The 14,613-nt window shown below is 53.2% G+C and carries 11 protein-coding genes and 1 riboswitch; all 11 genes read left to right on the forward strand.

Translation table 11 applies throughout. The features are described from left to right. The first annotated feature begins 18 nt into the window (after window positions 1-18). On the forward strand, window positions 19-2,349 hold the full coding sequence (locus tag B1A75_RS06965; protein ID WP_079935967.1) for a DNA translocase FtsK: 2,331 nt from the start codon (window positions 19-21) through the stop codon (window positions 2,347-2,349). A gap of 208 nt (window positions 2,350-2,557) precedes the next feature. Beyond that, window positions 2,558-3,289: a GntR family transcriptional regulator gene (locus tag B1A75_RS06970; RefSeq protein ID WP_033025115.1), complete on the forward strand. Its 732-nt coding sequence runs from the start codon at window positions 2,558-2,560 to the stop codon at window positions 3,287-3,289. 83 nt (window positions 3,290-3,372) lie between these two features. After that, a complete protein-coding gene (locus B1A75_RS06975) occupies window positions 3,373-4,464 on the forward strand; it encodes a BMP family lipoprotein (protein ID WP_014195487.1) in 1,092 nt (363 codons plus the stop codon). A 127-nt stretch (window positions 4,465-4,591) separates the two neighbouring features. Then, window positions 4,592-6,118, forward strand: coding sequence for an ABC transporter ATP-binding protein (locus tag B1A75_RS06980; RefSeq protein ID WP_011230784.1), 1,527 nt, complete (start codon window positions 4,592-4,594; stop codon window positions 6,116-6,118). Beyond that, window positions 6,118-7,164 (forward strand): ABC transporter permease, encoded by a 1,047-nt coding sequence (locus B1A75_RS06985; protein WP_013145711.1) that lies wholly within the window; start codon window positions 6,118-6,120, stop codon window positions 7,162-7,164. Before B1A75_RS06980 ends, B1A75_RS06985 begins: the two co-directional genes overlap by 1 nt. Beyond that, entirely contained in the window at window positions 7,165-8,124 is a 960-nt protein-coding gene (locus tag B1A75_RS06990; protein WP_011230786.1) for an ABC transporter permease, read from the forward strand. Between the two features lie 211 nt (window positions 8,125-8,335). Then, the gene (locus tag B1A75_RS06995; RefSeq protein WP_079935968.1) at window positions 8,336-9,397 is read left to right on the forward strand and encodes an RNA-guided endonuclease TnpB family protein; all 1,062 of its coding nucleotides are present in this window, start codon (window positions 8,336-8,338) and stop codon (window positions 9,395-9,397) included. A 205-nt stretch (window positions 9,398-9,602) separates the two neighbouring features. Continuing rightward, complete coding sequence (locus B1A75_RS07000) at window positions 9,603-10,016, forward strand: RDD family protein (protein ID WP_013522922.1); 414 nt, start codon at window positions 9,603-9,605, stop codon at window positions 10,014-10,016. A 513-nt stretch (window positions 10,017-10,529) separates the two neighbouring features. Beyond that, window positions 10,530-11,783: a methyl-accepting chemotaxis protein gene (locus B1A75_RS07010; protein ID WP_074044038.1), complete on the forward strand. Its 1,254-nt coding sequence runs from the start codon at window positions 10,530-10,532 to the stop codon at window positions 11,781-11,783. A gap of 135 nt (window positions 11,784-11,918) precedes the next feature. Beyond that, window positions 11,919-12,032: riboswitch (TPP riboswitch) on the forward strand. Window positions 12,033-12,202: 170 nt separating this feature from the next. Then, complete coding sequence (thiC, locus tag B1A75_RS07015) at window positions 12,203-13,891, forward strand: phosphomethylpyrimidine synthase ThiC (RefSeq protein WP_074044039.1); 1,689 nt, start codon at window positions 12,203-12,205, stop codon at window positions 13,889-13,891. Between the two features lie 501 nt (window positions 13,892-14,392). Further along, window positions 14,393-14,613, forward strand: a 221-nt coding sequence (locus tag B1A75_RS07025; RefSeq protein WP_139761714.1) for a DUF4277 domain-containing protein, incomplete at its 3' end; no start/stop codon positions are given.

Genomic DNA, 14,613 nt, shown 5'->3' on the forward strand with positions numbered 1-14,613 from the left:
ATGCTGGAGTGAACGATCATGGCGAAACGAAAGCGAAGAAAAAAAGGGAAGCCGTCAAAAACGCAGCCATGGACGGAAACAATCCGCTTTGAATTGATCGGCCTTGGCTTGCTCGCGGTCGCCGTCGTCGCAATGGCCCGCCTCGGGCTTGTCGGGGAGACGCTCGTGCTTGTGGGCCGCTTTTTTTTCGGCGAATGGTACATGCTATTAGTAGGCGGACTTTTCATATTATCGCTCCTTCTCATGTGGCGGCGGGAGTGGCCATCATGGACGGGCCGTCCGTTTGTCGGCGCTTCGGCCATCGCCGCGGCGCTCCTGCTTTTAAGCCATGACAAGCTGTTTGAACTCATGTCGCGGCGAGGCGAGCTAGACCCAAGCGTCATCCGGACGACGTGGGGGCTGTTTTGGAACGAAGCGAGCGGCAAGGCGGCCGATGTGGATTTAGGGGGCGGAATGGTCGGCGCGCTGTTGTTTGCCGCCAGCTACCAACTGTTCGATTCGCCCGGGACGAAATGGATTTGTTTCCTTCTGTTCATCGTCGGCTTTGTCGTGCTGACCGGGAAATCGCTGCGCGAGACGGCCGGCAAATGGGTTGCTTTTGCCGCAGCGTTTGTGCGAAAAGAATGGTTGGCGTTTGTCGAAGATATAAAGCAATGGCGGGCGGGGAGGAAGCGCAAGGCCAACCGCGGCCGAAGCCGACGCTCGCGGCGGGCGGCCGCAAAGCGGGAAGACGAGCCGGCTGAAGCAAGCAGCGTCGAGCCGGATGAGGAACTGCTTTCCCCGCCGCCGATCATTTCCGATTTTGCCGCGGTCCGGTCGGCCGCTGAGCCGGAAGAAGAGAAGAATCCACTGGTGGAAGGCGACAGTGGGGGGGAGGAGGACAAACCGGCGCCGCCGTTGGCGTTTTCCGAGCATGAAAACACCAATTACGACCTGCCGCCGCTTGATTTGCTTCGCCTGCCGAAGCCGGCCGGGCAATCGGCCGATCATGCGAACATTTACGCCAACGCGCGCAAACTGGAGAAAACGTTCCAAAGCTTCGGCGTCAAGGCGAAAGTGACGCAAGTGCACCTCGGTCCGGCGGTGACGAAATATGAAGTGTATCCGGACGTCGGGGTGAAAGTGAGCAAAATTGTCAGTTTAAGCGACGATTTGGCGCTCGCTTTGGCGGCGAAAGACATCCGCATTGAAGCGCCGATCCCCGGCAAGTCAGCGATCGGCATCGAAGTGCCAAATGAAGAGATCGCCACTGTTTCGCTGCGCGAAGTGCTGGAAGCCATTGAGCATACACGGGATAAGGCGAAGCTTTTGATTCCGCTTGGGCGCGACATCTCCGGTGAAGTCGTCGCTGCGGAACTAAACAAAATGCCGCATTTGTTGATCGCCGGCGCGACCGGCAGCGGCAAAAGCGTCTGCATCAACGGCATTATCGTCAGCCTGCTCATGCGCACGAAGCCGCATGAGGTGAAGCTGATGATGATCGATCCGAAAATGGTGGAGTTAAGTGTGTACAACGGTGTTCCTCATTTGTTGACGCCGGTCGTCACCGACGCGAAAAAAGCGGCCCAGGCGCTGAAAAAAGTCGTCCAAGAAATGGAGCGGCGCTACGAGCTGTTCTCGCATACCGGCACGCGCAACATTGAAGGGTATAACGAGCATATCCGCCACCATAACGAAACGGCGTCGGAACAGCAGCCGCTTTTGCCGTACATCGTCGTGATCATCGACGAATTGGCCGACTTGATGATGGTGGCTTCCTCGGATGTGGAAGAGGCGATCACCCGTTTGGCGCAAATGGCGCGCGCCGCTGGCATCCACTTGATCATCGCCACCCAGCGCCCGTCGGTGGACGTCATCACCGGCGTCATCAAAGCGAACATTCCGTCGCGCATCGCCTTCAGTGTATCATCGCAAATTGACTCGCGCACCATTTTGGATATGGGCGGGGCGGAAAAACTGCTCGGCCGCGGCGATATGCTGTTTTTGCCGATGGGGGCCTCAAAACCAGTGCGCGTCCAAGGGGCGTTTGTCTCCGACCAAGAGGTGGAAGAAGTCGTTCGGTTTGTCACCGGGCAGCAACAGGCGCAATACTATGAGGAGATGCTCGTCGAAGACAGCGAATCCTCTTCCTCAGCCCTTGAAGACGATTTGTACGATGAGGCGGTCCGTCTTGTCGTCGAAATGCAAAGCGCCTCCGTCTCGATGCTGCAGCGCCGCTTCCGCATCGGTTACAATCGCGCCGCTCGGCTCATTGATGCCATGGAGGAGCGCGGCGTCGTCGGCCCGTATGAAGGAAGCAAGCCGCGCGCCGTTCTTTGGTCGAAAGAAGATTTAAAAAAGACATCATAAATGGGAAAAAGGGCGGGCGAAAAAAGCCTGCCCGCTCAATCATACATCTTATTGGAAGCGCTGCCAATCCTATTTCTTTTTCTTCGACAAAATTTGATATCGCCTATTTATTTGCCCAGTAAAAAATGATATAGTAATCTCAAAAAGGTTATATGTCTAATGTCAGAGGTCTGATCTCAACGGAATGCGTAACACGGAGGACGTTGTCATGTCAATCAAATCAGACAGCCGCCACCTTTACTTGCAAGTCATCGATCGCATCAAGCGCGATATTGAAACGGGAGTGTACAAAGAAAAGCAAAAACTGCCGTCCGAGTTTGAGCTCGCCAAACAGCTTGGCGTCAGCCGGGCGACATTGAGGGAAGCGCTGCGGGTGCTTGAAGAAGAAAACATTATCATCCGCCGCCACGGCGTCGGAACGTTTGTCAACGCCCGCCCGCTGTTTACGTCCGGCATTGAGCAGCTCTCAAGCGTCACGGATATGATTCGCCAAGCAGGGCGCAAGCCGGGAACGATTTTTTTGTCTTCCTCCATCCAACAGCCGACGGAAGACGATATGCGCCGCTTCCAATGCCGGCCGGACGAGGATTTGCTGCTCATCGAGCGGGTGCGCACCGCCGATGGAGAGCCGGTCGTTTATTGCTTGGATAAAATTTTATGTAAATATTTGCCAAAGGGCATCTCCTATGAACAGGAGTCGCTGTTTGAAAACTTGCACAACCAAACGCATCGCGACATCGCCTATGCGGTGGCGCGCATCGAGCCGCTCGGCTATCACGAAAAAGTGTCGCCGATTTTGCAATGCGACCCGGAAACGGCGCTGCTTGTGCTCAAGCAAATGCATTTCGATAAAAACGATGAGCCGATTTTTTATTCCGTCAACTACTTCCGCTCCGACAAGTTCAGCTTCCATGTCATGCGGAAGCGGTTCAGCTTTTAAGGGGGTGAAAATGGGTACATAGAAAGAGAGCGGAAGCTTTATACTAATTAAGGAACAAATTTTCAAGTTAGGGGGTAATGAATGTGAAAAAGCGAATCGGGTTGGTGTTGTCCGTCCTGTTTGCCGCCGGCACGCTGCTTAGCGCCTGCGGACAAGCCGGCAACAATGCGGGAGGCGGCAATCAGAAAGATACGTTCAGCGTCGCCATGGTCACCGACGTCGGCGGCATTGACGACAAATCGTTCAACCAGTCGGCTTGGGAAGGGCTGCAAAAGTTCGGCAAAGACAACGGGCTTGAAAAAGGCCGCGGCGGCTACGACTACTTGCAGTCATCGAGCGACGCCGACTATGCCACGAACTTAAACAAGCTTGTGCGCAGCGACTTTGACTTGATTTTCGGCATCGGGTATTTGATGGGCGACGCGGTGAAAGAAGTCGCCAAGCAAAACCCGAAAAAACATTTCGCCATCGTCGACACCGTTGTTGACGAGCCGAACGTCGCCAGCATCACGTTCAAGGAGCATGAAGGCTCGTTCCTTGTCGGTGTTGTCGCCGGGCTAATGACGAAAACGAATAAAATCGGCTTTGTCGGCGGGATGGAGATTCCGTTGATCGAAAAATTCGAAAGCGGATTCCGCGCCGGCGTCAAAGCGGTCAATCCGAAGGCGACTGTGGAAGTGCAATACGCCGGGGCGTTCGACCAAGCGGATAAAGGGAAAGCGATCGCCTCGAGCATGTACGCGTCTGGCATCGACATCATCTACCATGCAGCTGGAGCGACTGGGAACGGCGTCTTCTCGGAAGCGAAAGATTTGAAGAAGAAAGATCCGAACCGCGAAATTTGGGTCATCGGTGTTGACAAAGACCAAGCGCCGGAGGGAGAAGTGAAAGTCGGCGGCAAAACGTACAACGTAACGCTCACTTCGATGGTGAAACGCGTCGACGTCGCTGTCTATGACACGGCGAAACGGGCGAAAGAGGGCGACTTCCCGGGCGGCAAAACGATTGAGTACGGGTTGCCGGAAAATGGGGTCGGCATTGCCCCGACGCAAGACAACATTCCGGAGAACGTGTTAAAAACAGTTGACGAATGGAAGCAAAAAATCATCAAAGGCGAAGTGAAAGTTCCGACAAACCGGAAAGAGTACGAACAATTCGCTGCGACGATCAAGTGACGAACAACGGCGAAGAAGGCTAGTGCGCGCCGCTAGCCTTCTTCAAAATCATGAAATGAAGGGCGGCTGTTTCGCTGTCGCCTTTCATTTTGTGATTTTGACCTTGCTTGAGTAAGGAGTGAATCGCTTGGAATACGTGATTGAAATGCTCAATATCCGCAAGGTGTTTGGCACGTTTGTCGCCAATGACAACATTACGCTGCAAGTGAAAAAGGGGGAGATACACGCTCTGCTTGGCGAAAACGGGGCCGGCAAATCGACGCTCATGAACGTGCTGTTCGGTTTATACCAGCCGGACGGCGGCGAAATCCGCGTGAAAGGAAAGCCGGTGCGCATCACCGACCCGAACGTCGCCAATGATCTTGGCATCGGCATGGTGCATCAGCACTTTATGCTCGTCGATACGTTCACCGTGACGGAAAACATCATCTTAGGCAGCGAGCCGACGCGGGCCGGAACGATCGATATGAAGCGGGCGGAGCGGGAAGTGCGCGAATTGTCGGAACGATATGGACTCGCGGTCGATCCGACAGCGAAGATCGCCGACATTTCCGTCGGCATGCAGCAGCGCGTGGAAATTTTAAAGACGCTTTACCGCGGCGCCGATATTTTGATTTTTGACGAACCGACAGCGGTGTTGACGCCGCAGGAAATTCGCGAGCTCATGCAAATTATGCGCACGCTCGTCCGCGAAGGAAAATCCATCATTTTAATTACGCACAAACTCAAAGAAATTATGGAAGTGTGCGACCGCGTCACCGTCATCCGCCGCGGCAAAGGAATTGCGACGCTCAATGTGGCGGAGACGAATCCGAACGAACTGGCGGCGCTCATGGTCGGCCGCGAGGTGCAGTTTACGACCGCTAAGAAACCGGCTGAGCCGGGAAAACCGGTGTTGGAAATTAAAGACTTAGTCGTCAAGGACGCGCGCGGGATCAAAGCGGTCAACGGTTTGAACTTGACGGTGCACGCCGGCGAGATCGTCGGCATTGCTGGAGTCGACGGCAACGGCCAGACCGAGCTCATTGAAGCCATAACCGGCTTGATCAAAGCTGAATCAGGGACAATCCGCCTCAACGGCCGAGACATTACGAATTTGCCGCCGCGTAAAATCATCGAAGCCGGCGTCGGCCATATTCCGCAAGATCGGCATAAGCACGGGCTTGTCCTTGACTTTCCGATCGGCGAAAACATGGTGCTGCAAACGTACTATCAGCCGCCGTACTCGAAACGGGGTCTGTTGAATTTTCAAGCCATTTACGAAAAAGCGCGCCAGCTCATCCGCGAATTTGACGTGCGCACGCCGGATGAATATACGAAGGCGCGGGCGCTATCGGGCGGAAACCAGCAAAAAGCGATCATCGGCCGTGAAGTCGACCGCGACCCGGACTTGTTGATCGCCGCCCAGCCGACGAGGGGGCTTGATGTTGGAGCGATCGAATTTATTCATAAGCGGCTCATTGAACAGCGAGACCGCGGGAAAGCGGTGCTGCTCGTCTCGTTTGAGCTTGACGAAGTGATGAACGTCAGCGACCGGATCGCTGTCATTTATGAAGGAAACATCGTCGCCATCGTTGATCCGAAAGAAACAACCGAACAGGAGCTCGGGCTGTTGATGGCTGGAAGCAAACGGAAGGAAGCAGGTGTGTCGTGATGAAGTCGAATCGTCTCCAGCAATTTTTGATACCATTGTTGGCCGTTCTTCTTGGCATGATCGCCGGTTCGATCGTGATGCTTGCAAGCGGCTACAACCCGATCGCCGGCTTTGGCGCTCTCGTGTACGGGGCGTTTGGCGATACGTACTATATCGGCGAAACGATCCGCCAGACGACGCCATACATTTTAACGGGCTTGGCGGTGGCGTTTGCCTTTCGCACCGGCTTGTTTAACATCGGGGTCGAAGGGCAGCTCATCGTCGGCTGGCTCGCTGCCGTCTGGGTCGGGGTGTCCTTTGATTTGCCCAAAATCATCCATTTGCCGCTTGCCTTGTTGGCCGCCGCGTTGGCCGGGGCGCTATGGGGCTTGATTCCGGGTGTGCTGAAGGCGTATTTAAAAGTGCACGAAGTCATTATTACGATCATGATGAACTATATTGCTTTGCATGTAACGAACGCCATCATCCGTTCCGTTTTGTCTGATGAGGGATTTAAATCAAAGCCGGTGAAAGAAAGCGCATCGCTTCACTCCGACTTTTTTGATGCCATTACGCATCATTCCACCATGCATTACGGCATTTTCATCGCTGTCGCCGCCGCATTTGTCATGTGGTTTTTGCTTGAGCGGACGACGAAAGGGTTTGAGCTGCGGGCGGTCGGTTTCAATCAGCATGCGTCACAGTACGCGGGCATGAATGTGCGCGCCAACATCATTTTAGCGATGGTCATCTCCGGCGCTTTTGCCGGCGTCGCCGGGGCGATGGAGGGGCTTGGCACATTTGGAAACATCTCGACGAAAGCCGGCTTTACCGGCCTTGGATTTGATGGCATCGCGGTTGCCTTGATCGGAGGAAACAACGCGTTTGGCATTTTGCTCTCCGCCTTGTTGTTTGGCGCCTTAAAAGTCGGGGCGTTGGAAATGCCGTCAAGCGCCGGCGTGCCGACCGAACTCGTCGATATTATTATCGCGCTCATCATTTTCTTTGTTGCATCCAGCTACATGATCCGCTGGCTGTTATCTCGTTGGCAAAAGGGGGCGGAGTAAGTGAGCGTGTATGACGTCTTGCAAACGATTGTCCCGACAACGATTTTCTTTGCGGCTCCTCTCATTTTCACCGCCCTTGGCGGCGTGTTTAGTGAACGGTCCGGTGTCGTCAACATCGGGCTTGAAGGATTGATGACCATCGGCGCGTTTGTCGGCATCGTCTTTAATTTGACGTTTGCCGATCGGTTTGGCGAATGGACGCCGTGGCTTGCCTTATTGGCTGCCATGGTGGTCGGCGCTGTATTTTCCCTGCTGCATGCTGTCGCGTCGGTCACATTTCGCGCCGACCAAGTCGTAAGCGGGGTGGCGATCAACTTTTTGGCGCTTGGTCTGTCGCTGTTTTTAGTGAAGAAAATGTACGGCAAGGGGCAGACGGACCAAATTCAAGTTGGGTTTGACAAAATTGACGTGCCAGTGTTAAGCGACATTCCCGTCATCGGGCCGCTGTTGTTTTCCAACGCGTACGCGCCGTCATATATCGCCATTGCGCTGGCGTTTGTATCATGGTATGTCATTTACAAAACGCCGTTTGGCCTGCGGCTGCGTGCGGTCGGCGAACATCCGATGGCGGCGGATACGATGGGGATTCATGTCGCCAAAATGCGCTACATCGCTGTCATGATCAGCGGCGCGCTCGGCGGCTTGGGCGGTGCGGTATACGCGACGATCATTTCCCGCGATTTCAGCCATGCGACCATTTCCGGGCACGGATTTATGGCGCTTGCGGCGATGATTTTCGGCAAGTGGCATCCGATCGGCGCGATGGGGGCGGCGCTCTTTTTCGGGTTGGCGCAAAGCTTAAGCATCGTCGGGCAAACGATTCCGTTCTTGAAAAACGTCCCGACCGTTTACTTGCTCATCGCCCCGTATGCACTCACGATTTTGGCGCTTGCCGGCTTCATCGGCCGCGCTGAGGCGCCGAAAGCGGCCGGCACGCCATACATCAAAGGGAAACGGTGATGAAAGCGGCTGTCCGAAAAACGGACGGCCGTTTTTTGCTGAATGGAATGATTTGCATTTTTCCATTGGCAAAAGGTATATTGTTGATAAGACGCTTTACAGATCCGCGAGCGAGAAAGCCCACTCCTTTAGGGGTGGGATGAAAGCGAGCCTTTTTCTTTGAATGATTCTAAAAAATGGTAGCCTGTCATCGCCACAAGGAGGTGAATCCATGCCCACGATCACACTAAGGCTGGAACTGCACAAACCAACGAAAGCCAAACAAGAAATGTACGAACGGATGACCAACATCAACACCCAATTTGCGAATTGGCTGTTGAATCATCCCAAACTCAATCAAGCGACGAGTAAACGATTTAAAGAGTTTTCCTCGCAACGGTTTCCTTCTGCCATCGTGAATCAGACGATTCGAGAAGTGAAGTCTCAAAGGAAACATCAGAAGGCAAAAAGGTTTAAAACATTATGGTGTTGCTTCAACAATCAAAATTGGAACGTCGAGCGAAAGGGAGAGTTCTATACGGTTTCATTCCCAACATTAGAGAAGCGAGTCGGCGTGCCGGTGGTCACGCGTCCCTATCAAGAAGCATGGCTGAATCGGCTGCTTAATGGAACCGCCAAACAAGGGGCAGCCAAGCTCTACAAAAAGAGAAAGAAATGGTACTTGGCTGTTGCGATCACATTTGAAGTCCAACAACAGGAAGAAACCAAGGTAATGGGCGTTGATTTGGGACTTCGTTATATCGCCGTTGCCAGCGTAGGAACGAAATCGTTGTTTTTCAAAGGGAACCGATGCGCCTTCATTCGCCGACGATATGCGGCTCTGCGGCGAAAGTTAGGCAAAGCCAAGAAGCTCCATATGATTCGCAAAATCGGCCGTAAAGAGTCCCGCTGGATGAAGGATATGAACCATAAAATCAGCCGTCAAATCGTCCACTTTGCCCTCGCCAACGGTGTTGGCGTGATTCGGATGGAAGATTTGACGGGGATTCGGAAACGAGCCGCTTCTGCAAAAGAAGCAGGACGAAGTCTCCATTCCTGGGAGTTTCATCAATTGCAAACGATGATTGCCTATAAAGCTGAAATGGCAGGCATTCGGGTGGAGTGGGTGAATCCGACCTACACAAGCCAGACCTGTCGATGCGGCTATCGAGATAAAGGAAACCGAAACGGCATCCGCTTCCAATGCCAAGCGTGCGGATACGCCATCCACGCCGACTTAAATGGGGCGATCAACATCGCCAAAGCGATTTCGGGTTTGAGGCGCCTAACCTAGCGCACTGGTCACAGGTGCGCCGCCCATCGGGGTACACACTAACCCGATGGGACGGGGTGATGACACACCCCCGAACTTGGGCGTTGTCCAAACCAGAAATGGATGAGGACGCGAACGACCCAAGAATCCTACGCCTTTAGGCGTGTGGAGTGTCAAGCTGTTGATTGCGAATACAATATAGAAAAGGCAACAGGAGGGAAGGCATATGGCGGTGACAAATCCGGCTGGATTTTGGAAGCGGCTGTTGGCTAACTTGTTGGATGCTATTGTCGTTGGCATTCCGATTTCGATCATCGGCTATTTCATCACTGGCAGTTGGGAAACGAACTGGTTTACGTCATTAGCGAACATCCTTTACGCGTTGATCGTTCCGGCTGTCTGGTACGGATATACGGTCGGCAAGCGGATGCTTGGCATCCGGATTGCGAAAGTCAACGGCGGAAAAGTCGGCATCGGCACGATGTTTTTGCGCTCGTTCGTTGGCGGACTCGTATACTTTATCACGTTTGGCATAGGTCTCATTATTAGTGCGATTATGGTAGCCGCAAGAGAAGACAAACGGTCGATTCACGATTTTATCGCTGGGACGTATGTGACAACGGAAAAACCGACGGTGTAAACAATGGAAAAAGGCGGGCTTCCGAGTGGAGGCCCGCTGTTTTTACATCGACGATTTGAGGCAAATAAATTCCGGATGCGGATGGCGTGAACTACCCACCACCTACGCTTCGCTCAGAGGTGGGGGCTTCAAGCGACTTGTGCGTGTTCGCCGAACGGTAAGCCACACACAAGAACCCTTTACGCTTCCCTTCGTTCCGAAGGTGTCCGTTCTAACCATAGACTATCATATTCATTGGCGATTGCCAACCGAAATTCATCTCCCACCTACTCATTGGGCTACGCCCTGCACATTCCTTGAGGTGGGAGACTTCTTTCGGAAATTAGGTTAAAAAATCATGATGGGAAATGTCCCAGCCGTAGGCGCCGGCGCAGCGGAACAATACAATGTCGCCAACGCGCACGAAGGATGGCTGGGCGCTAAAGAAGGAAAACCAATGCACGTTGACGAATATGTCAATGCTATAGTAGTAGTATAAAGTTTTTTGATGATAGAAAAAGGGAGGAGAATGGATTGTCGTTAAGCGCTTATATCATTCGCACAATGTTCGTTGTCATTCCTGGCACAGCGGCGATCGGCATGGCCACATGCCTGGTCAACGGCATTCGCGGGACGGCATTTTGGTGGACGCTTGTTGCTACGGTGCTGTTTGGCGCGATGCTCGGCTTCGTTTCGGCAACGCTCAACTATCGACGGTTTGTTGCCCCGATTGCCGTTATTAACGAACATTTAGGCAAGATGACAGGCGGAGATTTGACGGTGCGTGTACCGCTTGATCGCGTGCAGCAGCTGCGGCCGATTGCGGCGTCGTTAAACGATATGGCAGACGCTTGGCAAAGTGTGATGGGGCAAATCCAACATCATGCCGAAGAAGTAGCGCAATATTCTCAGCAGCTTGCCGCCGTCGCCGAACAGACGACGAAAGCGACAGAGCAAATTGCGACAACGATGGAAACGCTTGCGGCAAGTGCGGAGGAGCAGGCCGATGCTGTCCGCACCACCGCCGCGTCCGTGCATGATATTTCCCAAACATTGAGCGACGTCGCTTGCCATACGAAAGATGTGGCGCACCGCGCCGAGAAAACGTCGGCGAAAGCAGAGGACGGCAAGCAGTCAATCGGACAAATGTCCGAGCAAATGCAGTTCATTTACGATCATGTGCAAACGCTCGGCCAGGTGGTGAAAGGGCTTGGGGAGCGCTCCAACGAGATTGGACAGATTACGGAAGCGATCACCGGCATTGCGTCGCAGACGAATTTGTTGGCGCTCAATGCGGCGATCGAAGCGGCGCGCGCCGGCGAGCAAGGGAAAGGGTTTGCGGTTGTCGCGGATGAAGTGCGGAAGCTCGCAGAACAATCAGCGCGCTCAGCGCAACAAATTTCCGAGCTGATCGGCTATATTCAAGAAGAAACGAAGCGGGCGGTTGCGTCCGCCGAACAGGTGATCGCCGAAGTGGTGAAAGGATTGAACGTTGCGGCGGCATGCGGCCAATCATTTGCCCATATTCGCGAGGAGGTCGGCCAAGTGAGCGAACAAATTGGGCAAGTATCGTCCGCCATCGAGCAAATGACGGAGCATGCTCGTCAAGTGAACGACGCACTCCAACAGATGACCAATATTGTCGAACAGTCAGCGTCCGGTGCGGCCAACGTATCGGCAGCGACGCAGGAACAAATGGCTTCCGTCGAGGAAATCGCCTCTTCGTCGACATCGCTCGGTCAGATGGCGGACGAGATGCGGGCAATGCTGAAGAAATTTTCTGTGTGAGTGAGGAAAAGGACGCTTTCTCCGAGAAAGAGGGGCTTTCAAACGACGTGTGGGAGTCAACGTTTGGAATAAAATGGTTTGCATCTTTGCCAATTGTCTGATAAAATAAAAAAAGTCAGTCATCATTGTTATACGCTTATCTGCTAGGGGAGTCCGAGAGCCGGGCTGAGAAAAGAACGCGATGAAGTTCTTTGACCCTTTGAACCTGATCTGGGTCATGCCAGCGTAGGGAAGCAGGCAGCGGGAACAGATGGACGTGTCTTGTTCATTTGGCCTTTTGCCTTCGATCAGGTTCCGGTGTCGGAACCTGTTTTTATTTTGAATCGGCCGCCATCGCCTATTCTCGTGTTTGCCCCGCTTCAGACGGTGTGGCTTCAGATCTGATCTTTCATATTTTATGTTGAAAGGGGAAGCCACGCATGGAAAACATCCGCTCGTTTATGTCGTTTCCGGAAAGCCGCAAAGTGTACATCGAAGGGTCGCGCCCGGATGTGCGCGTGCCGATGAGAGAAATTGCTTTGTCGCCAACGAAAACGCCGCAAGGAATGGTGGAAAACAAACCGGTGCGTGTCTACGATACGACGGGCCCGTATACGGATCCCGATTTTGAACCGGACGTGGAGAAAGGCTTGCCTCCTCTTCGCCGCCGCTGGATTGTCGAGCGCGGCGATGTGGAGGAAATGGAGCGGTCTTCTGTTGCGATCCAACGTTCGCTTCCGTTTGTGCGCCGTCCATTGAGGGCAAAGCCCGGAAAAACAGTGACACAAATGCATTACGCCAAACGGGGGATCATTACGCCAGAAATGGAGTTTGTCGCAATTCGTGAACAAATCGATCCAGAAATTGTCCGCCAAGAAGTCGCCGCTGGTCGGGCCATTATTCCGGCCAATATTAACCATCCAGAGAGCGAACCGATGATCATCGGCCGTCGTTTCCATGTGAAAATTAATGCCAATATCGGCAACTCGGCTGTTTCTTCATCGATTGAAGACGAAGTGGAAAAATTGCTTTGGGCGGTGCGTTGGGGCGCCGATACGGTCATGGATTTATCGACCGGCAAACACATTCATGAAACGCGCGAGTACATCATCCGCAATTCGCCGGTCCCGGTGGGAACGGTGCCGATTTATCAGGCGCTCGAAAAGGTAGGAGGGGTGCCGGAGAAGCTGACATGGGACGTGTACCGCGAGACGCTCATCGAGCAGGCTGAACAAGGAGTCGACTACATGACGATCCACGCCGGTGTGCGGCTTCATTACATTCCGCTCACCGCCAACCGGACGACCGGAATTGTCTCGCGTGGCGGCTCGATCATCGCCCAATGGTGTTTGGCCCACCATGAAGAAAACTTTTTGTATACGCATTTTGAAGAAATCTGCGAGATTTTGAAACAATACGATGTCGCGATCTCCCTTGGCGACGGCTTGCGCCCCGGCTCCATCGCCGATGCGAACGATGAGGCGCAGTTTGCGGAACTCAAGACGCTCGGCGAGCTGACGAAAATCGCCTGGAAGCATGATGTGCAGGTGATGATCGAAGGGCCGGGGCACATTCCGATGCATAAAATTCGCGAAAATGTCGAGCGGGAACAGGAAATTTGTCATGGAGCGCCGTTTTATACGTTAGGGCCGCTTGTCACCGACATCGCGCCCGGGTATGACCATATTACGTCAGCGATTGGCGCCGCGATCATCGGCGCTTATGGAACGGCGATGCTTTGTTACGTGACGCCAAAAGAACATTTAGGGTTGCCAAATAAAGAGGACGTACGCGCCGGGGTCGTGGCCTATAAAATCGCCGCCCATGCGGCTGATCTGGCAAAAGGGCATCCAGCCGCCCAGCAGCGCGACGATGCGCTCTCGAAAGCACGCTTTGAATTTCGCTGGAACGATCAGTTCAATTTATCCCTCGATCCGGAGCGGGCCCGCGAATACCATGATGAAACATTGCCAGCTGAAGCGGCGAAAACGGCCCATTTTTGCTCGATGTGCGGGCCGAAATTTTGCTCAATGAACATTTCGCATGAACTGCAGCGGAAAATCAAAGAGGAAGGGATGAAAGAAAAAGCGAAACAATTTATTCAGCAAGGGTCGTCGCTGTATCAATGACAAGAGGCGGGCTGCGATGCTCGAAACGGCGGAGAGGATAGGGAAGTTCGATCAACGGAAAAAGCATGAGCTGGAAAACGCTCGGTGCTGATCGAAGCAACGGAGGGGGGCGAACGTTCATCGCCCCTCTTGTTTGTCCTGCAAATCGATGCGGTTCATTGTTGGTGTATTATTTTTCTAAAAATTTATAAAAGTATATTTACAAATAATTTTTTATTGATTATGATAATTTTATAAGGTACAAATTTCTAGTCATAGAATAATTATGAAAGGAAAACTGCGCAGTCTATCGCGACGTCTTCGCCGGCGCTTCGCTTCCATAGACAGCGGCCAGTTGCGTCATCGAACCGTGGATGATGCCGGCCGCTTCTTTTTATGGCGAAAGGGGCCGGGTTTCAGAACTCACATTTCGCACCCTCTCGACGAAAATCGGGAGGATTTTTTCGTTCCGATGTCGAATGAATCCTTGACACACAAGGAAAGTGAAGGAGTTTTTCTCTCATGGATGTTCAAGTCGAAGCGGTCTATCGCAATTCTTATTTGAATATAATAAGTGCCCTATTCAAGAAACTGGGTCTGCCTCAATTGATTGACCATCTCGTGCCCGTCGATCCGCAGTGCCAAACGCGAGTCAGCGATGCCGTTCAGGCCATCCTCTACAATGTGTTTGACGGCCGGCAAGCCCTCGTTCACTTGGAACATTGGGCTCAGGAGGTCGATTG

This window comes from Geobacillus sp. LEMMY01, from assembly GCF_002042905.1.
GTDB lineage: Bacteria > Bacillota > Bacilli > Bacillales > Anoxybacillaceae > Geobacillus > Geobacillus proteiniphilus.